The 21,544-nt window shown below is 71.3% G+C and carries 21 protein-coding genes and 1 tRNA gene; 3 read left to right on the top strand and 19 right to left on the bottom strand.

Annotated features, from left to right (window positions below; translation table 11 throughout):
- Window position 1: 1 nt before the first annotated feature.
- A tRNA-Gln gene (locus tag ABIC53_RS03870) sits at window positions 2–73 on the bottom strand.
- 99 nt (window positions 74–172) lie between these two features.
- On the opposite strand from ABIC53_RS03870, the gene ABIC53_RS03865 reads away from it, so the two are divergent.
- Window positions 173–691, top strand: a complete 519-nt coding sequence (locus ABIC53_RS03865; RefSeq protein WP_274179529.1) for a MarR family winged helix-turn-helix transcriptional regulator — start codon at window positions 173–175, stop codon at window positions 689–691.
- A 59-nt stretch (window positions 692–750) separates the two neighbouring features.
- On the top strand, window positions 751–2,568 hold the full coding sequence (locus ABIC53_RS03860; RefSeq protein WP_274179530.1) for an ABC-F family ATP-binding cassette domain-containing protein: 1,818 nt from the start codon (window positions 751–753) through the stop codon (window positions 2,566–2,568).
- Between the two features lie 57 nt (window positions 2,569–2,625).
- Here the strand turns inward: ABIC53_RS03860 and ABIC53_RS03855 are convergent, their stop codons facing one another.
- The 8 genes from ABIC53_RS03855 to ABIC53_RS03820 all read right to left on the bottom strand — a co-directional run bounded on the left by ABIC53_RS03855 (window position 2,626) and on the right by ABIC53_RS03820 (window position 9,542).
- Window positions 2,626–3,543: an ABC transporter substrate-binding protein gene (locus tag ABIC53_RS03855; RefSeq protein WP_274179531.1), complete on the bottom strand. Its 918-nt coding sequence runs from the start codon at window positions 3,541–3,543 to the stop codon at window positions 2,626–2,628.
- 54 nt (window positions 3,544–3,597) lie between these two features.
- Entirely contained in the window at window positions 3,598–4,311 is a 714-nt protein-coding gene (locus tag ABIC53_RS03850; RefSeq protein WP_274179532.1) for an ABC transporter permease, read from the bottom strand.
- Window positions 4,308–4,991, bottom strand: a complete 684-nt coding sequence (locus tag ABIC53_RS03845) for an ABC transporter permease (protein WP_274179533.1) — start codon at window positions 4,989–4,991, stop codon at window positions 4,308–4,310. The genes ABIC53_RS03850 and ABIC53_RS03845 overlap by 4 nt, the downstream gene beginning before the upstream one ends.
- Before the next feature lies 1 nt (window position 4,992).
- Window positions 4,993–5,814 carry an ABC transporter ATP-binding protein gene (locus tag ABIC53_RS03840; RefSeq protein WP_114589291.1) on the bottom strand — a complete coding sequence of 274 codons (822 nt, stop codon included), beginning with the start codon at window positions 5,812–5,814 and terminating at the stop codon, window positions 4,993–4,995.
- Window positions 5,815–5,818: 4 nt separating this feature from the next.
- Complete coding sequence (locus ABIC53_RS03835; RefSeq protein ID WP_112617988.1) at window positions 5,819–6,109, bottom strand: DUF427 domain-containing protein; 291 nt, start codon at window positions 6,107–6,109, stop codon at window positions 5,819–5,821.
- A 114-nt stretch (window positions 6,110–6,223) separates the two neighbouring features.
- Window positions 6,224–7,537: a GNAT family N-acetyltransferase gene (locus ABIC53_RS03830; protein ID WP_274179534.1), complete on the bottom strand. Its 1,314-nt coding sequence runs from the start codon at window positions 7,535–7,537 to the stop codon at window positions 6,224–6,226.
- On the bottom strand, window positions 7,534–8,475 hold the full coding sequence (locus ABIC53_RS03825; RefSeq protein WP_354450497.1) for a 4-(cytidine 5'-diphospho)-2-C-methyl-D-erythritol kinase: 942 nt from the start codon (window positions 8,473–8,475) through the stop codon (window positions 7,534–7,536). Before ABIC53_RS03825 ends, ABIC53_RS03830 begins: the two co-directional genes overlap by 4 nt.
- Complete coding sequence (locus ABIC53_RS03820; protein ID WP_274179536.1) at window positions 8,472–9,542, bottom strand: aldo/keto reductase; 1,071 nt, start codon at window positions 9,540–9,542, stop codon at window positions 8,472–8,474. Before ABIC53_RS03820 ends, ABIC53_RS03825 begins: the two co-directional genes overlap by 4 nt.
- A gap of 198 nt (window positions 9,543–9,740) precedes the next feature.
- Here ABIC53_RS03820 and ABIC53_RS03815 point away from each other — a divergent pair, with 198 nt between their 5' ends.
- Entirely contained in the window at window positions 9,741–11,264 is a 1,524-nt protein-coding gene (locus tag ABIC53_RS03815) for a stealth family protein (protein ID WP_274179537.1), read from the top strand.
- Here the strand turns inward: ABIC53_RS03815 and ABIC53_RS03810 are convergent.
- The 10 genes from ABIC53_RS03810 to hemE all read right to left on the bottom strand — a co-directional run bounded on the left by ABIC53_RS03810 (window position 11,209) and on the right by hemE (window position 21,514).
- On the bottom strand, window positions 11,209–12,129 hold the full coding sequence (locus tag ABIC53_RS03810) for a phosphodiesterase (RefSeq protein WP_274179538.1): 921 nt from the start codon (window positions 12,127–12,129) through the stop codon (window positions 11,209–11,211). The two genes, ABIC53_RS03815 and ABIC53_RS03810, sit on opposite strands and share 56 nt — an antisense overlap.
- 100 nt (window positions 12,130–12,229) lie before the next feature.
- Window positions 12,230–13,075 (bottom strand): 16S rRNA (adenine(1518)-N(6)/adenine(1519)-N(6))-dimethyltransferase RsmA, encoded by an 846-nt coding sequence (gene rsmA, locus ABIC53_RS03805; protein WP_274179539.1) that lies wholly within the window; start codon window positions 13,073–13,075, stop codon window positions 12,230–12,232.
- 58 nt (window positions 13,076–13,133) lie between these two features.
- The gene (gene hemL, locus ABIC53_RS03800) at window positions 13,134–14,453 is read right to left on the bottom strand and encodes a glutamate-1-semialdehyde 2,1-aminomutase (RefSeq protein WP_274179540.1); all 1,320 of its coding nucleotides are present in this window, start codon (window positions 14,451–14,453) and stop codon (window positions 13,134–13,136) included.
- Window positions 14,450–15,445 carry a porphobilinogen synthase gene (gene hemB, locus ABIC53_RS03795; RefSeq protein ID WP_274179541.1) on the bottom strand — a complete coding sequence of 332 codons (996 nt, stop codon included), beginning with the start codon at window positions 15,443–15,445 and terminating at the stop codon, window positions 14,450–14,452. Before hemB ends, hemL begins: the two co-directional genes overlap by 4 nt.
- Window positions 15,442–16,212: a uroporphyrinogen-III synthase gene (locus ABIC53_RS03790; RefSeq protein ID WP_112617980.1), complete on the bottom strand. Its 771-nt coding sequence runs from the start codon at window positions 16,210–16,212 to the stop codon at window positions 15,442–15,444. Before ABIC53_RS03790 ends, hemB begins: the two co-directional genes overlap by 4 nt.
- Window positions 16,209–17,189, bottom strand: coding sequence for a hydroxymethylbilane synthase (gene hemC / locus ABIC53_RS03785; RefSeq protein ID WP_274179542.1), 981 nt, complete (start codon window positions 17,187–17,189; stop codon window positions 16,209–16,211). Before hemC ends, ABIC53_RS03790 begins: the two co-directional genes overlap by 4 nt.
- Entirely contained in the window at window positions 17,186–18,400 is a 1,215-nt protein-coding gene (locus ABIC53_RS03780) for a ferrochelatase (RefSeq protein ID WP_274179543.1), read from the bottom strand. The genes hemC and ABIC53_RS03780 overlap by 4 nt, the downstream gene beginning before the upstream one ends.
- The gene (gene hemQ / locus ABIC53_RS03775) at window positions 18,400–19,092 is read right to left on the bottom strand and encodes a hydrogen peroxide-dependent heme synthase (protein WP_274179544.1); all 693 of its coding nucleotides are present in this window, start codon (window positions 19,090–19,092) and stop codon (window positions 18,400–18,402) included. Before hemQ ends, ABIC53_RS03780 begins: the two co-directional genes overlap by 1 nt.
- Complete coding sequence (locus ABIC53_RS03770) at window positions 19,089–20,495, bottom strand: protoporphyrinogen/coproporphyrinogen oxidase (RefSeq protein WP_274179545.1); 1,407 nt, start codon at window positions 20,493–20,495, stop codon at window positions 19,089–19,091. The genes hemQ and ABIC53_RS03770 overlap by 4 nt, the downstream gene beginning before the upstream one ends.
- Complete coding sequence (gene hemE / locus ABIC53_RS03765) at window positions 20,492–21,514, bottom strand: uroporphyrinogen decarboxylase (RefSeq protein ID WP_282502583.1); 1,023 nt, start codon at window positions 21,512–21,514, stop codon at window positions 20,492–20,494. Before hemE ends, ABIC53_RS03770 begins: the two co-directional genes overlap by 4 nt.
- Window positions 21,515–21,544 lie beyond the last annotated feature (30 nt).

Genomic DNA, 21,544 nt, shown 5'->3' with positions numbered 1-21,544 from the left:
GCTCCGCCGCCAGGACTCGAACCTAGACCTCACAGCTCCAAAGGCTGTCGTGCTGCCATTACACCACGGCGGAACGCCGCACGCAGGTGCAGCCCGACAAGTCTGCCAGAGCGCGCGGGGTCGCGTCTGCGCCGCGGCTGAGTCCCGCCCCGCGGGTCGGGATAATGGTGCCATGGCACACGAGACCGACGAGGTGGACCGCATCGTCGGTGCGTGGTCGCTGCAGCGCCCCGACCTCGACTTCTCCCCCCTCGGGGTGCTCTCGCGCGTCGACCGGCTGTCGCGTCACCTCGACCGGGCGCGGCGCGAGGCGTTTCGCCGCAGCGATCTCGAGCCGTGGGAGTGGGACGTGCTCTCGGCCCTGCGCCGCGCGGGCGAGCCCTACCAGCTGAGCCCGAAGCAGCTGCTGCAGCAGACCCTCGTCTCGAGCGGCACGATGACCAACCGCATCGACCGGCTCGTCGCGCGCCGGCTCGTTCGGCGCGAGGCCGATCCGGGCGACGGGCGCAGTGTCCTGGTGACCCTCACCGACGACGGACGCATCCGCGTGGATGCGGCCATCACGCGTCTCGTCGACGCGGAAGCCGTGCTTCTGTCCGGCCTGTCGAAGGGCGACCGGGACCGCCTGGCGTCGCTGCTGCGCAAGCTGTCGCTGGGGTTCGACGGCTCTCCCCCGCCGGCGTCCGCCTGACGCATCCCGCTCCGGCTGACAGCGGCCCCGCCGCGGGCGTGGCCTAGCCTGGAAGCAATATGGCGCATCTTCTGGGAGCCGAGGGCCTTCGCCTCGAGTATCCGACCAAAGTGGTGTTCGACGGGGTCTCCCTCGGAGTCGACGAGGGCGACCGCATCGGCATCGTGGGCCGCAACGGCGACGGCAAGTCGAGCCTCCTGCGCATGCTCGCGGGGCTCGTCGAGCCCGATTCGGGCCGCGTGACGGTTCGCGGCGGCACCCGGGTGGGCGTCCTGGCGCAGGCGGACGACCTCGACGACGACCTCCGGGTGCGCGACGCGGTGGTCGGTGACCTCGCCGATCACGAGTGGGCGGGCGACGCCCGCGTGCGCGACGTCATCGCGGGCCTTCTCGGCGACCTCGACTGGGAAGGTCCGATCCGCGGGCTCTCCGGCGGTCAGCGCCGTCGCGTCTCGCTCGCCGCGCTCCTCGCGGGCGATCACGACGTCATCTTCCTCGACGAGCCCACGAACCATCTCGACGTCGAGGGCATCTCGTGGCTCGCCGAGCACCTCAAGCGCCGCTGGTCGGCCGGTTCCGGTGCGCTCCTCGTCGTGACGCACGACCGCTGGTTCCTCGACGAGATCTGCACCGCGACCTGGGAGGTCCACGACCGCATCGTCGAACCGTTCGAGGGCGGCTACGCGGCGTACATCCTGCAGCGGGTCGAACGCGACCGGCAAGCCGCCGCCATCGAGGCCCGACGGCAGAACCTCGCCCGCAAGGAGCTGGCGTGGCTGCGCCGCGGCGCCCCCGCCCGCACCTCGAAGCCGAAGTTCCGCATCGACGCGGCGAACGAGCTGATCGCCGACGTTCCCGAGATCCGCGATCGGGTCGCGCTGCAGTCGCTCGCGGTGTCGCGACTGGGTAAGGATGTCGTCGACGTCCTCGACGCCGGTGTCAGCTACGGCGATCGCGTCGTGCTCGAGAAGGTCGAGTGGCGCATCGCGCCGGGCGAGCGCACCGGCATCCTCGGCGTGAACGGCGCGGGCAAATCGACGCTCCTCGGGCTCATCTCCGGTACCGTCGAGCCGACCGCGGGACGCGTCAAGCACGGCAAGACCGTCAAGGTCGCGACCCTCTCCCAGCGCATGAGCGAACTGGACGAGCACCTCGACCAGCCGGTCCGCGTCGTCATCTCGAATCTGCGGACGAGCTACACGATCGGCTCGGGATCGAAGGCGCAGGACCTGACCCCGGGGCAGCTCCTCGAGCGCATGGGGTTCAGCTCGGCGCAGCTCTCGACGCCGGTCAAGGACCTCTCCGGCGGGCAGAAGCGGCGTCTCCAGCTGCTGCTCATCCTGCTCGACCAGCCGAACGTGCTGATCCTCGATGAGCCGACCAACGACCTCGACACCGACATGCTGGCGGCCATCGAGGACCTGCTCGACTCGTGGGCCGGCACACTCATCGTCGTCTCGCACGACCGTTACTTCCTCGAGCGCGTGACCGATCAGCAGTACGCGATCCTCGGCGGGCGGCTGCGACATCTTCCCGGCGGTGTCGACGAGTACCTGCGGCTGCGACGCGAGCAGCCCGGGCGCACGGGGTCGACCTCAGCGGCATCCGCTCCGGCATCGGGTGGCGGGGCGGCGAGCCCGGCGGCCCCCACTCTGAGCGGCGCGGAGCGGCGAGCGGCCGAGAAGGAGATCTCGGCGATCGACCGCCGTCTCGAGAAGATCCAGGGCGAGATCGCGGCCGTCGACGCCCAGCTCGCGGAGGCTCACGACGACTTCGAGCGGATCATGAGCCTGCAGCGCCGGCGCGATGAACTCGTCGCCGAGACGACGACCCTCGAGGAACGCTGGCTCGAGCTCGGCGAGGCCATCGACGGCTGAGTGCGCGCCGCACGACGAAGCCCCCGGCGCTCTGCGCACCGGGGGCTTCGTTGCGGATCAGACGAGTCCGTTGTCCTCGAGGAACTTCTTCGCGATCGCGGCCGGCTCGAGCTTGTCGACCGTGCTCTGGACGTTCAGGGCGACCAGGGCCTCTGGGGTGAGCTTCGCGCTGACGGCGTTGATGGTGTCCTCGACCTCGCCAGCGAGTTCCTTGTTGACGACCGGGACGACGTTGGACGCGAGGAAGAGCCCCTCGGGGTCTTCGAGCACGACGAGGTTATCGGTCTGGATGCGCGGGTCGGCCGTGAAGACGTTCGCGACGTTGACGGTGCCGGCGACGAGGTCGTCGACCGTGGTCTCGCCGGTCGCCTGGAAGCCGACCTCGATGCCGTAGGTGTCGGCGAGGCCCGTCGGGCCGTAGGGACGCTGCTCGAGCTCGGCCGGGCCGCCGAGGGTCAGCGGCTCGGTGACGTTCGCGAGGTCGGCAATCGTGGTCAGGTTCCACTGCTCGGCGAATGCCGCCGTCACGGTGTACGAGTCCTGGTCGCTCGCGGTCGCCTGGTCGAGCACCGTGAGGTTCTCGGGGAGCGCGTCGGCGAGAGCGGCATACACGTCCTCGGAGGTGCGGGCGGTGGTGTCCTCGTCGAAGTACTGCAGCAGGTTGCCGGTGTACTCCGGGAACAGCGTCAGCGAGCCGCTCTCGAGCTCGGGCAGGTACGCCTCGCGCTGGCCGGTCGTGAACTGACGGTCGACGGTCTTGCCTGCGCCCTCGAGCGCCTGGGCGTAGATCTCGGCGATGATCTCGTTGGAGTAGTAGTCCTGCGAGCCGATGACGATGGTGCCGTCGGCGGGGGCCGCCGACTCGCCGCCGCCTTCCGCGAGCGGGTCGGAGCTCGCGCATCCGGCGAACAGGGTGGTGGCGGCGAGCACGCCGACACCGGCCGTCAGCAGGCGGCGGGTGGTGAAGCGGGACATGGGTTCCTCTTTTCGATGGTGCGGGAGTTCGGTGCTGTGGGTCGGGAAGGTCGGTCAGGCGGTCGCGGCGACGGGCCGGCGGTTCCGCTGCGGGGCGTCGGCGGCGCGCACACCGCGTGGCGCGCTGAGACGTTGCAGGAGGGCGAAGACGGCGTCGAGCAGGAGGGCGAGCAGCGCGAGGATCAGTGCGGCGCCGAGCACCTGGTCGATCGCGCGGAGGTCGATGCCCTGGATGATGCGGAAGCCGAGCCCCCCGAGGTCGGTGTACCCCGCGATCGTCACGGTCGCCACCACCTGCAGCACCGCGGAGCGCAGTCCGCCGATGAGGAGCGGCAGGCCCAGAGGAACCTCCACGCGCCAGAGGATCTGCCACTCCGTCATGCCGACGGCCCGAGCGGCGTCGATCGTGCGGCGATCGATCGCCTGCAGTCCGCTGTAGGCGCCCGCGAGCAGCGGCGGGATCGCCAGCACGACGAACGTGATGAACGCCGCCTCGGTCTTCTGGGTGACGCCCAGCAGCAGGATCAGCAGGATCAGCAGTCCGAACGAGGGGATGGCGCGGGCCGCTCCCGACACGGCCACGGCGAACTCGCGCCCCTTCCCCGTGTGTCCGATAGCCCAGCCGATCGGAACGGCGATGAGCGCGGCGATCAGGACCGAGACGAAGGTGTAGAACAGCTGCTGGCCGATCAGGAACGGCACCGAGTTGCTGCCCGTGTACTGGGCGGGGTCGAGGACCCAGGCGATCGCGTCGACGAAGACGTTCATGCGGTCGCCTCCCGTCGGCGGCGCGCGCGACGATCGCGGCGGGCCGAGCTCGCGTACGCCCACGGCATCACGAGGCGTCCGATCACCACGAGCAGCGCATCGATGACGAGCGCGATGATCGCGACCGCGACGATGCCGGCGAACACCTCTTCGAGCAGGCGGCGCTGAATGCCGTTGGTGAAGAGGTAGCCGAGGTTCGTGACGCCGACGAGGATGCCGACCGTCGCGAGCGACACCGTCGAGACGGCCATCACCCGCAGGCCGGCGAGCAGCACGGGGCCCGACAGCGGCAGGTCGACTGCCCAGAAACGCCGGAACCCGCCGTATCCCATCGCTGTCGCCGCCTGCCGGACGCCGGGGTCGACCGAGTCGAAGCCGTCGGCGACCGAGCGGGTCTGGATCGCGATGGCGTAGATCGTCAGCCCGACGATGAGGTTCGTCTCGGTGCGGATGCCGTACCCGAGCGCGCTCGGCAGCAGGACGAGCAGCGCGAGCGAGGGGATCGTGTAGAGCAGTCCCGTCAAGGTGATGACCCAGCCGCGCAGCAGGCGATAGCGCCACGCGACCCACCCGAGCGGCACCGAGAGCACGAACCCGAGCACGATCGCGATGACGCTCTGCCGGATGTGATCGAGAGCGAGCGAGAAGATGAGGTCGAGATTCGACCAGATCCACGACACGTCAGGCGTCGCCTTCGACCAGGGTGCCCTGCGTGCGCCCCTCGGAATCGACGAGAACCGCGCCGTTGGCCGTCCGCTCGACGCGCAGGGCGCGCTTGCCCCGGTCGACGCCGATGAAGCTCGCGACGAACTCGTCGGCCGGGTCGCGGATGATCTCGCTGGGCGAGCCGACCTGCAGCTTCCGGGCGCCGGCCGCGAGGATCACGACCTGGTCGCCGAGGAGGAACGCCTCGTCGATGTCGTGGGTGACGAAGACGACGGTCTTGCCGAGCTCGCGCTGCAGACGCAGCAGCTCTTGCTGCAGCTCGTCACGCACGATGGGGTCGACCGCGCCGAACGGCTCGTCCATCAAGAGGATGTTGGGGTCGTTCGCGAGGCCCCGGGCAACTCCCACGCGCTGCTGCTGGCCGCCCGACAGCTGACTCGGGTAGCGATCGGCCATCCGGGTGTCGAGACCGACCGTCTCCATCAGCTCGAGCGCCCGGCGACGCGCGTCACGCCGGCTCGTGCCGGTCAGCACGGGCACCGTGGCGATGTTGTCGGCGACGGTGAAGTGCGGCAGCAGCCCCGAGTTCTGCATGACGTATCCGATACGGCGGCGCAGATGCACCGGCGAACCGGTCGCGACGCTCTCGCCGTCGATCTCGATGGCTCCGGAGGTCGGCTCGACCATGCGGTTGATCATGCGGAGCAGCGTCGTCTTGCCGCATCCCGACGATCCGACGAAGACGGTCGTCTTGTGCGAGGGGATGACCAGAGAGAAGTCCTGCACCGCGCGGGTGCCGTCGGGGAACTCCTTGACGACGTCGCGGAACTCGATCACGCGTTCAGCTCTCGATGACGACCGAGCGGTCGAATGCGACGTAGCCGGAGAAATCTGTGCCGACGCGCTCGATCGCAGTCGGGTACGGCGTGGGGTAGGACCAGGCCTTGTCCGAGGAACCGGCGACGTCGAAGTACTGGGCGTCACCCTTCCATGCGCACGTGTACGCGGTGTCGCTCTCGGTCAGGACGCCCGGAGCGATGCTCCGCGGCGGGAAGTACCAGTTGCCCTCGATCCGCACGAGATCGCTCTCGTCGGCTTCGGCGATGATCGTGTCGCCCAGTCGTGCACGCATGGCGCCGCCCTCCGTTGTGGTCTCTCACGCTAGCGTTCGGAGCCGACACTCGGGCCGTGTTGCGTCATGTCGCGAAATGGACTAGAACAGCGCATCCCGGCCCGGGCGGAGCGATCAGTACCAGAGGCCGACGCGGGGAACGATCGTCGATGCGAACATGCACGAGGATGCCGCGAGGTCGGTTCCGGTCAGGCGTCCAGCGCGCCCGAGAGTCTCGGGCGACACACCGCCGAGATAGACGGCCGCGAGCTCGACGACCGACAGCTCGAGCACATCGGCGCCGGCCCTATCGGCATCCGCCGCCGTCGCCACCGTGCCCTCGCCGTCGTCATCGACCGTCAGGAGGTACTCGCCGGTGGCGATCCCGAGCGGGTCGCTCACGCGCAGCAGCACGCGCCCCGCGGAGCTGTAGGTGCGCGCGCGGAGAGCGGCCGGCACGTCGAGGATGCGCAGGTACTGGTGGTCGAACACCGAGACCGAGGCGGCCCGCCGATCGCCGATCATCCACAGCACCGCCTCGTCGACCGAGCACAGCTCCGCGCGGACGTGGGCCACCAGGTCGAGCTCCAGCAGGAACCACCAGAGCGCCGCGTACGCATCGTCGGTCTCGGCGATGAGGATCGTCACCTTCGCGGTGCCCTTGACGATGTCCCGCTCATGAGGCGCGAGCGAGTAGGTCAGGATGCCGCGCACCTCGCCCGCGGCGTCGCGATACTGCACGCAGCGGATCGCTCCCCCGTCCTTCTCGTCGGGATCGGTGCCGGTGAAGCGGTCGCCGTGTCCCGGCGGCAGCGCGATGTCGCCGGGGGTGCGGTGACGCGTGCGCTCGTGCAGCGTCGCCACGAGGTCGCGTGCGGCCGTCCGATCGATGAAATCGAGGCGCCCGTCGGGCGTGGGACCCGCCCAGCGCACCCGGCGGGTGTCGATGTCGAGGATCGCGGCGGAAGCCGCCGAGGCGAAGCCGTAACGGCCGTAGAGCGTCGACTCGGTCACCGTGAGCATGGCGATGGGAAGCCCGGCCGCCGCGACGGTGCGCACCTCGCCCTCCAGGAGCGCCCGCGCGATGCCTCGGCGCCGGTGCGTCTGCGCGACGGTCACGGCGCTGATCGCACCGGCGGGGATCGTTCCGCCCGGCACGGTGAGCTCGGAGGGCCACGACGCGATCGTGCCGACCGCCACCTCCGGCATCGGCCCGCTCTCGTCGAACACGCCGGTCAGGCGCCGACCGCTGTTCCTGCCGCGTGCGCCGGCGATCTGCTCGGGCGAGCGCTCGCCGTCCTGGAAACCGCGCGAGACGGCCTGGATCCAGCCCTCGAACGCCGGTTCGCCGGCGGCCACGGTCAGGTACGTCAAGCCGCGCTCGGCGAGCGCGCGATGCGACGCCTCGTCGACGTCACGGTTCAGCAAGGAGGTCTGGGGCTCGGTCATCGGGTCACCACTTTCGCGCCCGTCACCGGGCCGGAGATGTGACGGGCACGGTGGCCCATCGCGGACAGGTTCTGCTCGATGCCGCGCGCCGCATCGGCGTCGGCGGCGAGGAAGGCCAGCGTGGGGCCGGAGCCCGACACGAGGCCGGCCAGCGCGCCGATCTCGACGGCGCGATCGAGCAGCTCGCCCAGGTCGGGGCGCAGCGCGCACGCGGCATCCTGCAGATCGTTGCGCAACGCGCCCGCGAGCAGGTCGGGGGAACCCGAACGCAGGGCCTGCAGGACGACCGGGTCGACCTCCGGCGGCTCGGGCCGTGGCGCGATGTCGGGACGGCGTTCGGCTCGCAACCGATCGAGCTGCGCGTACACCTCGGGGGTGGAGAGTCCGGCTTCGTCGATCACCACGACCCAGTCGAAGCGGGCCCGCCCCAGCGCCGGGCTCAAGCGATCGCCGCGTCCCGTCCCGACGGCACTGCCGCCCATGAGAGAGAAGGGGACATCGGCGCCCAGTCGCGCTGCCAGCTCCTGCAGTGCCGGGGAGGTGAGCCCGGCGCCCCACAACGCGTCGCAGGCCACGAGGGCGGCGGCGGCATCCGCCGAGCCTCCGCCCATGCCGCCGGCCACCGGGATCGCCTTGCAGATCTCCAGGTGCACGCCGCCGAGATACCCCACCTCGCGCGCCACCATCCGTGCGGCGCGCAGAGCGAGGTTGCGATCATCGAGCGGAACGCCGGGCACGGGCGCACCCGCCTCATCGACGACGCTCACGCTGAAGTCGTCCGCCGGTGTGGCGACCAGGTCCTCGTACAGCGAGACGGCTTGATAGACCGAGGCGACGTCGTGGTAGCCGTCGCCCTGGACGGACCCGACGTCGAGGAACAGGTTGATCTTGCCGGGAGCCCGCACACGCACGCGGTCGGGGACGGCGCTGAGGCTCATGAGCCGTCCGGCCCGTCCCAGATCGAGCCGATGCGGGAGGCGATGTCGTCGATCCGCTCGAGCTCGTCCTCGGTGAGGTCGGGCCCGTCGAGCGCCGCCAGGTTCTCGTCCAGCTGAGCGGTGCGCGATGCGCCGATGAGAGCCGAAACGACCACCGGGTCACGCAGCGTCCACCGGATGGCGAGCTGGGCGAGGGTCTGCCCACGATCGCGCGCGAGGTCGCCGAGCTCGCGCAGGCCCGCCAGTGCGGACGCCGACAGCCGCCCGTCATCGGGCAGCGAGAAGCGCTGCATCGACCGCTCGGACGTGCCGTCGTCGAGATACCGCCCCGTCAGCAGGCCCTGCTGCAGCGGCATGAAGCCGATGGCGCCCATCCCGTCTCGGCGCAGCTGGTCGGTCAGGCCGTCCTCGATCCAGCGGTTGAGGATGGAGTACGAAGGCTGGTGGATCACCAGCGGCGTGCCGAGGTCGCGGGCCACCGCGGCGGCCCGAGCGGAGTTCTCGGCCGAGTACGACGAGATCCCGACGTAGAGCGCCTTGCCCTGACGCACGAGCGCGTCGAGCGCTCCCACCGTCTCCTCGATCGGGGTCGTGTCGTCCTCGCGGTGCGAGTAGAAGATGTCGACGTAGTCGACGCTCATCCGCTTCAGCGACTGCTCGGCGCTCGCGATCAGGTACTTCCGTGAACCGTGGTTGCCGTAGGGGCCGTCCCACATGTCGTACCCCGCCTTCGACGAGATGATCAGCTCGTCGCGGTAGGGCGCGAAATCCTCGCGCATCATGCGTCCGAAGTTCGTCTCGGCCGAACCGTAGGGCGGCCCGTAGTTGTTGGCGAGATCGAAGTGCGTGATGCCGCGGTCGAAGGCGTGGCGCAGCACCTCGCGCTGACGGTCGAAGGGGATGTTGTCGCCGAAGTTCCACCACAGCCCGAGCGAGATCGGCGGCAGGAACAGCCCGGAGGCCCCGACCTGGCGGTACCCGCTGCTCTCGTAGCGATCGGGGGCTGCGGTATAGGGACGGTGCAGGTCTCCGCCGCGCGAGGCGGGGAAGCGGGGCGAGGCGGTCACCGTCCGAGCCTATCGAGCGCGCACCCGCTTGCGTCCTCATTCGCGCAGAGTCTCCGAGGTGCGCGGAAACACCGATGTAACGGAGAATGTCTAGTCTGCCTACCGAGACAATCATCCCCCGAGGAGGAAACCCTGGCCCTTTCCGCTCTGCCCCGCCGCGAGAACCCCTGGATCGATCTGCCCGCGAGCCGCGACGACGTGATCCTCGACGAAGGCGTCCTGCGCCTCGTCCACGAGACCACGACGCCGGACGGCGCCCGCACCGCCGACCTGCTGCTGATCGCTGACGCGCTCGAGTCCGCCGGCATCCGCACGCTGCTCATCCGGCACGATCTCCACACGCCCGCGCTCGCGATCGACCTCGCGGACGCGCACAGGACGGCGGCGACCCTGCGCAGTCTCGGTCAGCGCGAGCCGCTGTATCTCAAGGCGAAAGGCACGGCCCCTGTTTTCGCGGCCGATGCGGACATCCCCGATTCCGCACCCCACGCGCTCCGGGCCTACCGCCCCCGCGTCAGCGCTGGCGGAGGCCGGCGGTACGACCACGAGTACGGCGTGCGCGTGGAGTTCTGGCGGTTCGGCGAGACGGCCGTCGAGGCTCCGCAGGCGAATGCGCTCATGCGGCGCATCACGCCGGCGCAGGACGTGCACATCGTGAGCGGGTCGCGGTACGGACGCGAATGGCAGACGGTGGTCGGAATGCTCGACCCGCACCCCCGCGAGGTCACCCACGACATCGACATGGTGTTCTCGTGGGTCGACGGCTCGGCGAGCGAGTTCCAGCGGCAGCGCGCCGCCCAGCTCTCCGAGTACGTCGTCGGCGAGGGAGATGACGGTCCGGCCCGCTATCGGCACGTCGACGAGCTCCGCTACGCCCTGCGGAGCGTGCACATGTACGCGCCGTGGGTGCGGCGGATCTTCATCGCGACGGACTCCCCCGCGCCCGCATGGCTCGCCGACCACCCGAAGGTGACGATCGTGCGCAGCGAGGAGTTCTTCGCCGACCCCTCCACTCTGCCCACGCACAACTCGCACGCGGTCGAGGCCCAGCTGCACCGCATCGACGGGCTGGCCGAGCACTTCCTGTACTCGAACGACGACATGTTCTTCGGTCGCCCCGTGCGTCCCGAGCTCTTCTTCTCGCCCGGCGGCATCTCGTCGTTCGTCGAGTGCGACGTGCGCATCGGCGCGGGCGACCCGCGCCTGGAGCGCTCGGGCCACGACAACGGCCTGCGCGTCAACCGAGCCCTGTTGCAGGAACGCTTCGGGCGCGTCATCGTCCGCGACCTCGAGCACTGCGCCGCTCCCCTGCGCCGCAGCGTCATGCAGGAGCTCGAGGAGACGTTCCCCGAGGACTTCCGCCGCACCGCGGCATCCCGCTTCCGCGCTGCGACCGACATCTCCGTGACCAACTCGCTCTACCACTACTACGCGATGTTCACGGGGCGCGCGCTGCCGACATCGGTGCCGCGCACCCGGTACGTGCAGACGACGCTCGCCCGCTCGCTCGCCGGAATGGAGCGGCTGGCGAAGCGTCGCGACATCGACATGTTCTGCCTGAACGACGGCGGCGAGACCGAGGTTCCGGAGGAGATCCGGGTCGCATCGCTGCGCGATGTGCTGGAGCGGATGTTCCCGATCCGCGCGCCCTGGGAGATCCCGGCGGTCAGCGAAGGACGGGCACGGGACGCGTCGGCGGCGCGCTCCGGCGTGAAGCGCTGACGGGCGCGATCCCGGCCTCGGCAAGCCGCCGCTGAGCCTCGCCCGCGTCGGTGTACTCGAGGGTGGCCGGCGCATCGACCGGCACGACCGAATGCACGACCGTGTCGTCGTACACGTGGACGAAGTTGAACGACTGCGCGCCGTCCTGCGGGCGCGTGCCTCCCACGGGAACCGTGAGGTCCTGCGCGTAACAGGTCGAGGACGCCACCGAGACCGGGATGCCGGCGAACGTCGCGAAGGTCGAATAGTGCAGGTGGCCCGCGATGATGGCGCGCACGTCCGAGCCCGCGAGCACAGCGGCGAGCGAGCGCTGGTCGCGGAGCTCGACGCTGGCCGCCAGCGGCAGGACGCTCGGGACCGGCGGATGATGCATGGCGAGGATCGACCCCAGCGGGGCCGGGGTCGACAGCACCTCGCGCAGCCACGCCAGCTGCGCGGGGCGCACTTCGCCGTGATGCGCGCCGGGGACGCTGGTGTCGAGCGTGATGAGCCGAAGCCCGTCGATCTCGTCGACGCGATCGGCGGCATCAGCGGTACCGGGCTCGCGCCACAGCGTCTCGCGGAATCCTGCGCGGTCGTCGTGGTTGCCCATGACCCAGAAGACGCGGGTCCCCAGACGCTCGGCGAACGGCTCGACCAGGTCGCGCAGCTCGGCGTACGCACCGCGCTCGCCGAGATCGACGAGGTCGCCGGTGAAGACGATCCCGTCGGGGCGAAGGGCGGCCGTCTCGATCGCATCGAGGGCCCGGCGCAGGTGCGCGGCCGCGTCGACGCGGTCGAAGAGCTGGGAGCCGGCGGCTCGCAGGTGGGTGTCGCTCAGGTGCAGCAGCACCCTTTCGGGTGCCGGGTACTCGGCGGTTCGCATCGTCTCTTCCGGGTCGGGTGATGCTCGCCGCGACGCTCGCGGCTCGTCCCGAATGTTACCGGCATGTTTCGGGAGAACCCGATGACGCGCTGATGAGCGTTCAGTGAACAGATGCCCCGAGCCGCACGAAATCGTCGATCGTGAGCTGCTCGCCGCGCAGGGTCGGGTCGATGCCGACGGCCTCGAGAGCCGCCGACGCCGTCGCCGCGGTTCCGCCGAACAGCGGCGAGACCGCCTGGCGGAGCATCTTGCGCCGCTGGCCGAAGGCCGCGTCGATGATCTGGAATGTGCGGCGGCGGAGGGCTTCGTCGCCGCGCGCCTCGGCATCCCGCTCGAAGGCGACCAGCAGGCTGTCGACGTTCGGGACGGGCCAGAACACCTGCCGCGAGACCGTGCCGGCGAGACGCCACGATCCGTACCACGCGGCCTTCGCGCTCGGCGAGCCGTAGATCTTCGACCCGGGCGCAGCGGCGAGGCGTTCGGCCACCTCGGCCTGCACCATCACCACACCGCGCCGCAGATACGGGAAGGTCTCGAGGAAATGCAGCAGCACGGGAACGCTGACGTTGTACGGCAGGTTCGCGACGAGCACGGTCGGATCGCCCGGAAGCTCGGTGACGCGCAGCGCGTCGGCGTCGACGACCGTCAGCGCGCCGTCGGCGACGCCGTGCCGGGCCGCGGTGACCGGAAGGTGCGCGGCGAGGCGGTGGTCGATCTCGACCGCTGTGACGCTCGCTCCGGCCTCGAGGATCGCGAGCGTCAGCGACCCCAGACCGGGTCCGATCTCGACGACCCGCTCGCCGGGCTGGACGCGGGCGGCGTGCACGATCTTGCGGACGGTGTTGGCGTCGACGACGAAGTTCTGCCCGAGCTTCTTGGTCGGCGTCACGTCGAGTTCGGCCGCGAGGGCGCGGATCTCGGCGGCACCGAGCAGGGTCACAGGCATGAGGACCAGCCTAGTTGCGCGGCGCCGCGTCGCCCGGCGGACGGCGCGGCGCTGCAGGTCATACGTCCGCGGAGGCGGCAGCGGCAGCCCGAGCGGCACCCGGCAGCGCCTCGAGGATGCGGCCGAGGGCGACGTCGTCGTGCGCCGCGGTGAGGAACCACGCCTCGAACGCCGAGGGGGGAAGCGACACCCCCGCGTCGAGCATCGCGTGGAAGAAGGCCGCGTAGGCGCCGGCATCCTGACCCGTCGCCGTCTCGTAGTCGGGGACGCCTGCGACCACCGCCGAGCCAAAGAAGACGCTGAAGAGCGTTCCCGCGCGCTGGACGATGTGCGGCACACCGGCCGCATCGAGGGCGGCCGAGGCCGCGACGGAGACCGTGTCGGCCGCTCGCGAGATGCGCGCGTAGACGTCGGCGTCGGCGAGCCGGAGGGTGGCGAGACCGGCCGCGACCGCGACGGGATTCCCCGAGAGCGTGCCGGCCTGGTAGACGGGGCCGAGGGGCGCGAGCAGATCCATGATCTCAGCGCGTCCCGCCAGCGCCGCGACCGGAAGACCACCTCCGACGACCTTGCCGAAGGTGAGCAGGTCGGGAGCGACGTCTTCGCCCGTCTCGCGCAGGACTCCCCAGTAGCCCGAGGGTCCGGAGCGGAATCCGGTCAGGACCTCGTCGCTGATGAGCAGCGCGCCGTGCCGGGTCGTGAGCTCGCGGAGGAACGTCGTGAAGCCGGGCACGGGCGGGACGACCCCCATGTTCGCGCCGGCGGCCTCGGTGATCACCGCGGCGATGTTCGGGCCATGCTCGGCGAAGACGGCCTCGAGGGCGACCCGGTCGTTGTAGGGCACCACGAGGGTCTGCGCGGCGATCGGAGCGGGGACGCCCGCCGATCCGGGCAGGGCGAGGGTCGCGAGTCCCGAGCCGGCCTGAGCGAGGAGCCCGTCGGAGTGACCGTGATAGTGGCCCGAGAACTTCACCAGCAGGTCACGTCCGGTCGCACCCCGCGCGAGCCGGATGGCGGTCATGGTCGCTTCCGTGCCCGTCGAGACGAGACGGATCTTCTCCGCGATCGGCACGCGGCGGCGGATCTCCTCCGCCAGCTCGGTCTCGGCGGGGGTCGACGCACCGAACGACAGACCGCGGCGGGCAGCGTCGACGACGGCGTCGATGACCTCGGGATGAGCGTGTCCGACCAGCGCCGGCCCCCAGCTCGCGACGAGGTCGACGTAGTCGCGTCCCTCCGCGTCGGTGACGTAGGGACCGGTCGCGGAAACGTAGAAGCGCGGTGTGCCCCCCACCGAGCCGAAGGCGCGGACCGGGGAGTTCACACCTCCGGGGATGACAGCCCGGGCACGGTCGAACAGTTCGTCATTGCGGGTCATGCGAAGTCCTTTCCAGCGCGGATCCAGTCCGCCACCTCGCGGGCCCAGTACGTGAGGATCACATCGGCACCCGCGCGCCGGATGCCGACGAGCGACTCGGCGATCGTACGGTCACGATCGATCGCGCCGGCCCGCGCGGCCAGCTCGATCATCGCGTACTCCCCCGACACCTGGTACGCCCAGACCGGCACTGTGGCGGCTTCCGCGACGCGCGCGAGTACATCGAGGTAGGGGCCCGCGGGCTTGACCATGACGTAGTCGGCGCCCTCGGCGATGTCCTGCATCGCCTCGGCCAGCCCCTCACGCGCGTTGGCGGGGTCGAGCTGGTACGTGCGGCGGTCGCCCTGCAGAGTCGATTCGACGGCGTCGCGGAAGGGCCCGTAATAGGCCGAGGCGTATTTCGCTGAGTACGCCAGCAGCGCGACGTCGCTGTGACCGGCCTCGTCGAGCGCGGCTCGGATGACGGCGACCTGGCCGTCCATCATCCCCGACAGCCCCAGCACCTCGGCACCGGCCCGAGCCTGGGCGAGCGCCATCCGCGCGTAGACCTCGAGGGTCGCGTCGTTGTCGACCGACCCGTCGGCCGCGAGCAGCCCGCAATGACCGTGGTCGGTGAACTCGTCGAGGCACAGGTCGGCCTGCACCGTGATGCGTCCCTGAGCGGCGTCTCGCGCGACGCGGATCGCGCGATTGAGGATGCCGTCCTCGGCGACCGCCCCCGATCCCTCGGCGTCGCGGACGGCCGGAACGCCGAAGAGCATGATCCCGCCGATGCCCGCGTCCGCGGCATCCGTCACGACGCTCGCGATGGCCTCGATCGGATGCTGCATGACGCCCGGCATGCTGGCGATCGGCAGCGCCTCGTCGATGCCCTCCTTCACGAAGACCGGCAGCACCAGCTGCGCGGCGACGAGGTGGTGCTCGGTCGACAGGCGGCGCATCGCGGGGGTGCGGCGCGTGCGGCGCAGGCGCCGCTCGGGGAAGGTGCTCATGGGGAATCCTCTGGTGCGGGTCGCGCGTCGAGCTCTGCGATGAGGGCGTCGACGCTCTGCGAGTGTGCGGTGTGGTGCACGGTGTAGCCGAGCTTCTCGGCGTCGCGCGTGGTGCCGGGACCGATCGAGGCGATGAACACCTCGGGCCCGGGGATGCCGACCTGACGGCGGAGCTCGCGCCCGACGCTGAGCGACGTGAGGAGCACGGTGTCGATCTTCCCGGTGCGCACCTCCTCGGCGATCTCGGGGGTCAGGTCGACCCCGACCGTCCGGTACGCGATGCAGACGTCGACCTCGTAGCCCTGGAGCTCGAGCTCGTCGCTGATGACGGCCATCGCCAGGTCGGAGCGGAGCACGAGACAGCGCCCCGTCGATCGCGGCGAGCGTCCGGCGCACCACTGCGCGATCATGTTGGTCGCCGACGAGGTGCCGACCGGCACGAACTCGACCTCGAAGCCGGCGTCGGCCACGGCGCGCGCAGTCGGGCGGCCGACCGCGGCGATGCGCGTTCCGATCGGGATGCTCACTCGTTGGGCGACGAGCTGCTCGACGGTCGCGGCGCTCGTGATGAAGACCCAGGCGTACTCCCCCGCAGCCAGAGCGGTGAAGGCGGCGTCGCGGGCGGCGAGATCGCGCGGGGGCCGCGACTGGATGAGGGGCGCGATCACGCCGGTCGCGCCGCGGCGCTCGAGTTCATCGCGCACGCGCTCGCCCCAGGATCCCCCGCGGGGGATCAGAATGCGGCGTCCCTTCAGGCCGCCCGTCATCGGCTCGTCCCCGGCAGATCGGCGATGTCCGCGGCACCGCCGTCCAGCAGCTCGGCGACGACATCGGCGGCGACCGACTCACGCTCGCCCTCGGAGGTCAGGTCGGCGCGCAGGGCACGCTGGGCGCGCACCGTGCGGTCGCCCCCGGGCGCGTAGACCTCGGCGACGAAGACGGACTCGGCCGCGAGCCCGGTGACCGAGATCCCCACCGGCGCGGCACACCCGGCCTCCAGGCGGCGGAGGACCGCACGCTCCAGGAGGGCGCGCGACGACGACTCGGCGTCGTCGATCAGCGCGACCGCGCGACCGATCGGTCCGTCGAGGTCGACCGTGCGGATCTCGACCGCGAGGGCTCCCTGACCGGCCGATGTCGGCCACTGGTCGAGCCCGAAGACCTCGCCGATCGCCGCGTCGCGCTCGATGCGCCGCAGCCCCGCCTCGGCGAGGACGATCGCGTCGTACTCACCGTCGCGCATCTTGCGCAGGCGCGTGTCGATGTTCCCGCGGATGTCGCGCACACGCAGGTCGGGCCGGCGCCGGAGGACCTGCGCGACGCGGCGCGGCGACCCGGTGCCGATGACGGCCCCCTCGGGCAGACCGTCGAGAGTCGTCTCCTCGCTCGGACCGCACAGCACGTCGCGCTGCGGAGCCCGCGGCGGCACGGCACCGATGGTCAATCCCGGGTAGGGCGCGGTGGGAAGGTCCTTCATCGAGTGCACGACGAGGTCGCAGTCGCCCCGCAGCAGCGCCTCGCGCAAGGCGGTGGCGAACACACCGGTACCGCCCATCTGCGCGAGCGAGCCGGTCAGCACATCGCCGTCAGTGGTGATCTCGACGAGCTCGACGGTGATCCCGGTTGCATCCGTGATCGCGTCGGCGACGTGGCGCGACTGGGTCGTGGCGAGCAGGCTCGCCCGTGTCCCGAGACGGAGCACCGGCGCCGCGGACCTGTCGACGTCGTGTGCACCGGCTGTCACGGCGCCACCCCCGCGAGCGCCGGCTGGAAGCCCAGGCGCTTGTTCTCGCAGCATCCGGGACGGCACACGTCGTACCAGGGGCCCAGTGAGGTCACCGCGGGACGCTCCTCGACGGGCGTCCCCTCGAGCCGCTCCTCGACGAGGTCGACCAGACCCGCGACGTAGGCCGGGTGCGTGCTGGGCGACGCGGTGCGCACCGCGAACAGCCCGTGCTCCTCGGCCGTCTCCATCGCCTCGGTGTCGAGGTCCCAGAGCACCTCCATGTGGTCGCTGACGAACCCGAGCGGCACGATCAGCACGGCCTTGCGCCCCGCGGCGGGCAGCTCGGCGATCGCGTCGTTGATGTCGGGCTCGAGCCACGGCACGGACGGCGGGCCCGACCGGCTCTGGAACACCAGCTGCCACGGGCTCGTCGTGCCGAGCTCGGCCACGATCGCCTCCGCGACAGCGGTGTGCTGCGCGACGTACGCGCCACCGGGGCCGAAGCCGCGCTCGGGCGGGCCGGAACGGTCGGCGTCGGAGTTCGGGATCGAGTGCGTCGAGAAGAGGATCTCGATGTCCTCCTCGGCGATGCCGCGCTCGCGCACCTTCGCCAGGCCGTCGCGGATGCCGTCGACGAACGGAGCGACGAACCCGGGGTGGTCGAAGAACTGCCGGACCTTATCGATCTCGACCTCGCCCGCCAGTCCGGTGGCCTCCATCGCGTCGGCCAGGTCTTCGCGGTACTGGCGGCACGACGAGTAGGAGCTGTAGGCGCTCGTCGCGATCGCGATGACGCGACGATGCCCGTCGGCGTGCAGGTCGCGCAGGGCATCGTCGACGTACGGCATCCAGTTGCGGTTGCCCCAGTACACCGGCAGCCCGAGGCCGCGCGCGGCGATCTCCGCCTCGAGGGCGGCCTTGAGCTCGCGGTTGTGCTGGTTGATCGGCGACACGCCGCCGAAGTGGCGGTAGTGGTGCGCGACCTCTTCGAGGCGCTCGTCGGGGATGCCGCGCCCGGCGGTGACGTTGCGGAGGAACGGCAGAACGTCGTCCTGGCCCTCGGGGCCACCGAAGCCGAGGAGGAGGAGCGCGTCGTACGACGTGGGCTCGCTCACGTGGGGCGCTCCCCCGCACGACGCCGGACCGGCGGCGGGAACCGCGCAGCCGGGGGCGCACGGCGGCGCGCTCTGGGCACGCGGGGGCTTGGGGCGGAACTCGTTCGCGCTCATCAGGACAGCACCTCCGCCAGCTCGGACACCTCGACGCGTCGGCCGGTGTAGAAGGGCACCTCTTCACGGACGTGCCGCCGCGCATCGGTGGCGCGCAGGTCGCGCATGAGGTCGACGAGACTGATCAGCTCGTCGCTCTCGAGGGGCAGGAGCCACTCGTAGTCGCTCAGGGCGAAGGTCGAGACGGTGTTGGCGATGACGTCCGAGAACTTCGCGCCGCGGCGGCCGTGCTGGGCGAGCATCGCCGAGCGCTCCTCCTCGGGCAGCAGGTACCACTCGTAGCTGCGCACGAACGGGTAGAGGCAGAGCCAGTCGCGGGCGTGCTCGCCGCGAAGGTAACCGGGAACGTGCCGCTTGTTGAACTCCGCCTCGCGGTGCACGCCCATGGCGCTCCACTCGAGGTCGAAGGCGGCCAGCGCGGCCGTCCGCCGAAGTTCGCGCAGGGCGCGCTGCAGCGCCGCCGGGTCGTCGTCGGAGCCGGGGGCGGTGTGCAGCCAGACCATCAGATCGGCGCCGGCACGCATGCCGGTGACGTCGTACAGGCCACGCACCGTCACTCCTGCGTCGGGCAGTCCGGCGACGACGCGCTCGAGTTCGGCGAGGTCGGCGTCGGTGGGCGTCTGCGGCCGCGGGCGCGGGCCCGCGAGGATCGCGAAGAGGGTGTAACCGAGCGGGATCTGTTCTTCGGTCATCGGGAGTCCTTTCGAACGGAGGGAACGGCGAAGAGCTCATGGGCCAGCGCGCGGGCGTGCGGGATGACCGAGGCGAGTCCGGTCCCGGCGGCGACGGCGCCGGTGACGTGGATGCCGCGGGCGGCGGCATCCATCACCGTCGCCGTCCACGCCTCGGACTCGGCCGGGACGACGGCATCGCGCCAGCGGGTGGTGATGATCTCACCGACGTCGCTTCGGTCGACGCGCGCACCGGTGAGATGCGAGATCTCGCGGGCAACGGCTGCGGCGGAGTCGAGGCCGGCGGTGTCGTCGGCACGCGCTGAGAGGCGCACGACATGCGTTCCCTCGGGCAGCGCTTCCCGGGCCCAGGCCCACTTCGCGTCGATGTGGGTGAGAGCCTTGGCCGCGGTGCGCGCGTCAGGAGCGACGATGACGCCGGAGCCGACCGGCTCCGCAGACAGGTCGTCGGAGGTGACCGCCGCGGTGAGCAGGCGAACCGCGGGCTGGATCGGCGCCGTGGCGGCTGCGTCGATGGCGCCGCTGTCCTGCCCGAGCAGGGCTGCGGCGCCTCGCGGGCCGGTCGCGATGACGACGTGCTCGGCACGGATCGTCCCGCCGTCGGCGAGCGCCACCGTGACGCCGGAGCCCCGCGCCGAATCGACCCGGCCGACCGCGGTGCCGGTGCGGATCACCGCGCCTCGCTCGGCGGCGAGGCTCGCGACGGCGTCGGCGAGCCGCCACATGCCCCCGGAGATCCCGCCCACAGCGGTTCCGCCGGGCGCGTTCGGGGCGACCTCCGCGGCCGCGGCCAGCAACGATCCGGTTCGCTCGAACGCCGCCCACATCTTCGGGTGAAGACGCGGGAGCGGAACGGCCGCGGCCGGCTGCGAGTAGATGCTGCGGCAGAGCGGATCCACGAGAGCACGGAGGAGGCCTTCGCCGAGGCGTTCTTCGACGACGTCGGCGAGCGAGGCGGTCGGGTCGATCGGGGCGTCGAGCACCTCGGCGGCGGCCCGCTCGGCCGCGCGGTCGCCGATGATCGCGACCACATCCGAAGCGAGCGGGTCGGCCGGGATGCCGATGACCGTGCGTCGCGGCAACGGCAGACGGCTCCACCGGGTGCCGGGCAGGCCGACGCCGTGCTGCGAGACCAGGTGCGCGGGACCCGACCGCGGTGCGACGACCTCGAGCGGCAGGGCGAAGTCGGCGATGAGTCGCGGCACCGCATCGGTCCGCTTGGCGAAGGACTCCGCCCCGAGGTCGACGTCGATTCCGGCGATGCGCCCACGGCGCAGCATCCCGCCGATCTGGTCATCGGACTCGAGGACGGTGACGCGCTTCCCCGCTGTCACGGCTTCGAGCGCGACGACCAGCCCGGCGATACCGGCCCCGACGACGACGACGTCGGTCTCGACGGTCATGCCGACCGCCAGGCGTGAACTGTCCGCACCACCGAGCTGATGGCGTCGGGATCGGCTTCCATGGGCACCCCGTGCCCGAGGTTGAACACGTGTGCGCGGGCCGCACGCCCGGCCTCGAGGATGCGCGCGATCGCCGCGTCGCGGACCTCGGTCGGAGCGAAGAGCAACGCGGGATCGAGGTTGCCCTGCAGCGTCAGGTCGCCGCCGACCCGACGAGCGGCCTCGTCGAGGGGCACGCGGTAGTCGACTCCGAGGGCGTCGATGCCGATCGAGGCCATGTCACGCAGGATCTCGCCCGTCCCGACACCGAAGTGCACGAGCGGGATGTGGTCGATGCCCGAGCCGACGGGGACCGGGAGAGCTCGCACGGCGTCGAACGACGCCGCGGATGCCGGCAGAGCCGCCGCGCGGTAGTCCTCGGGAGGGAGACCGCCCGCCCACGAGTCGAACAGCTGCGCGGCGCTGGCGCCGGACTCGACCTGCAGCGCGAGGAACTCCCCCGTCACGCGGGCGAGCCACTCCGTCAGCGCTCGCCAGGCAGCCGGGTCCTCGTGGATCAGACGGCGGGCGGCCAGGTGGTCCTTGGACGGTCCGCCCTCGACGAGGTAGGCGGCGAGGGTGAAGGGGGCTCCGGCGAAGCCGATGAGCGGCAGCGGCTCGCCGCGCGACTCGGACTCCTCGGCCAGCATCCCGGTCGTCAGCTCGACGGCGCGGGCGATGGCCTCGCCGCGTTCGCGCACGAGAGCGGGATCGATCTCGACCGCGCGGGCGATGTCGGCCGCCGTCCGCAGCGGCTGGGCGAAGACGGGTCCGCGACCCGCCGCGATCTCCACCTCGATGCCGAGGATCGCCAACGGCACGATGATGTCGCTGAAGAAGATCGCCGCGTCGACGCCGTGCCGGCGCACCGGCTGGAGCGTGATCTCGCTGGCGAGCTCGGGCGTCAGGCAGGCGTCGAGCATCGTGCCCTGCGAGCGCAGCGCACGGTATTCGGGCAGTGACCGGCCGGCCTGGCGCATGAACCAGACGGGGGTCTTCTCGACGCGTTC

The organism is Microbacterium sp. 1262 (assembly GCF_040544895.1).
GTDB classification, from domain to species: Bacteria; Actinomycetota; Actinomycetes; order Actinomycetales; family Microbacteriaceae; genus Microbacterium; species Microbacterium plantarum.
This window is presented reverse-complemented; position numbering and strand designations above follow the sequence as displayed.

Coding starts and splice junctions, on each gene's coding strand:
- ABIC53_RS03865 (WP_274179529.1), top strand. CDS start 173: ATGGCACACGAGACCGACGAGGTGGACCGCATCGTCGGTGCGTGGTCG.
- ABIC53_RS03860 (WP_274179530.1), top strand. CDS start 751: ATGGCGCATCTTCTGGGAGCCGAGGGCCTTCGCCTCGAGTATCCGACC.
- ABIC53_RS03855 (WP_274179531.1), bottom strand. CDS start 3,543: ATGTCCCGCTTCACCACCCGCCGCCTGCTGACGGCCGGTGTCGGCGTG.
- ABIC53_RS03850 (WP_274179532.1), bottom strand. CDS start 4,311: ATGAACGTCTTCGTCGACGCGATCGCCTGGGTCCTCGACCCCGCCCAG.
- ABIC53_RS03835 (WP_112617988.1), bottom strand. CDS start 6,109: ATGCGTGCACGACTGGGCGACACGATCATCGCCGAAGCCGACGAGAGC.
- ABIC53_RS03830 (WP_274179534.1), bottom strand. CDS start 7,537: ATGACCGAGCCCCAGACCTCCTTGCTGAACCGTGACGTCGACGAGGCG.
- ABIC53_RS03825 (WP_354450497.1), bottom strand. CDS start 8,475: ATGAGCCTCAGCGCCGTCCCCGACCGCGTGCGTGTGCGGGCTCCCGGC.
- ABIC53_RS03810 (WP_274179538.1), bottom strand. CDS start 12,129: ATGCGAACCGCCGAGTACCCGGCACCCGAAAGGGTGCTGCTGCACCTG.
- rsmA (WP_274179539.1), bottom strand. CDS start 13,075: ATGCCTGTGACCCTGCTCGGTGCCGCCGAGATCCGCGCCCTCGCGGCC.
- hemL (WP_274179540.1), bottom strand. CDS start 14,453: ATGACCCGCAATGACGAACTGTTCGACCGTGCCCGGGCTGTCATCCCC.
- hemB (WP_274179541.1), bottom strand. CDS start 15,445: ATGAGCACCTTCCCCGAGCGGCGCCTGCGCCGCACGCGCCGCACCCCC.
- ABIC53_RS03790 (WP_112617980.1), bottom strand. CDS start 16,212: ATGACGGGCGGCCTGAAGGGACGCCGCATTCTGATCCCCCGCGGGGGA.
- ABIC53_RS03780 (WP_274179543.1), bottom strand. CDS start 18,400: ATGAGCGCGAACGAGTTCCGCCCCAAGCCCCCGCGTGCCCAGAGCGCG.
- hemQ (WP_274179544.1), bottom strand. CDS start 19,092: ATGACCGAAGAACAGATCCCGCTCGGTTACACCCTCTTCGCGATCCTC.
- ABIC53_RS03770 (WP_274179545.1), bottom strand. CDS start 20,495: ATGACCGTCGAGACCGACGTCGTCGTCGTCGGGGCCGGTATCGCCGGG.
- hemE (WP_282502583.1), bottom strand. CDS start 21,514: ATGCGCCAGGCCGGCCGGTCACTGCCCGAATACCGTGCGCTGCGCTCG.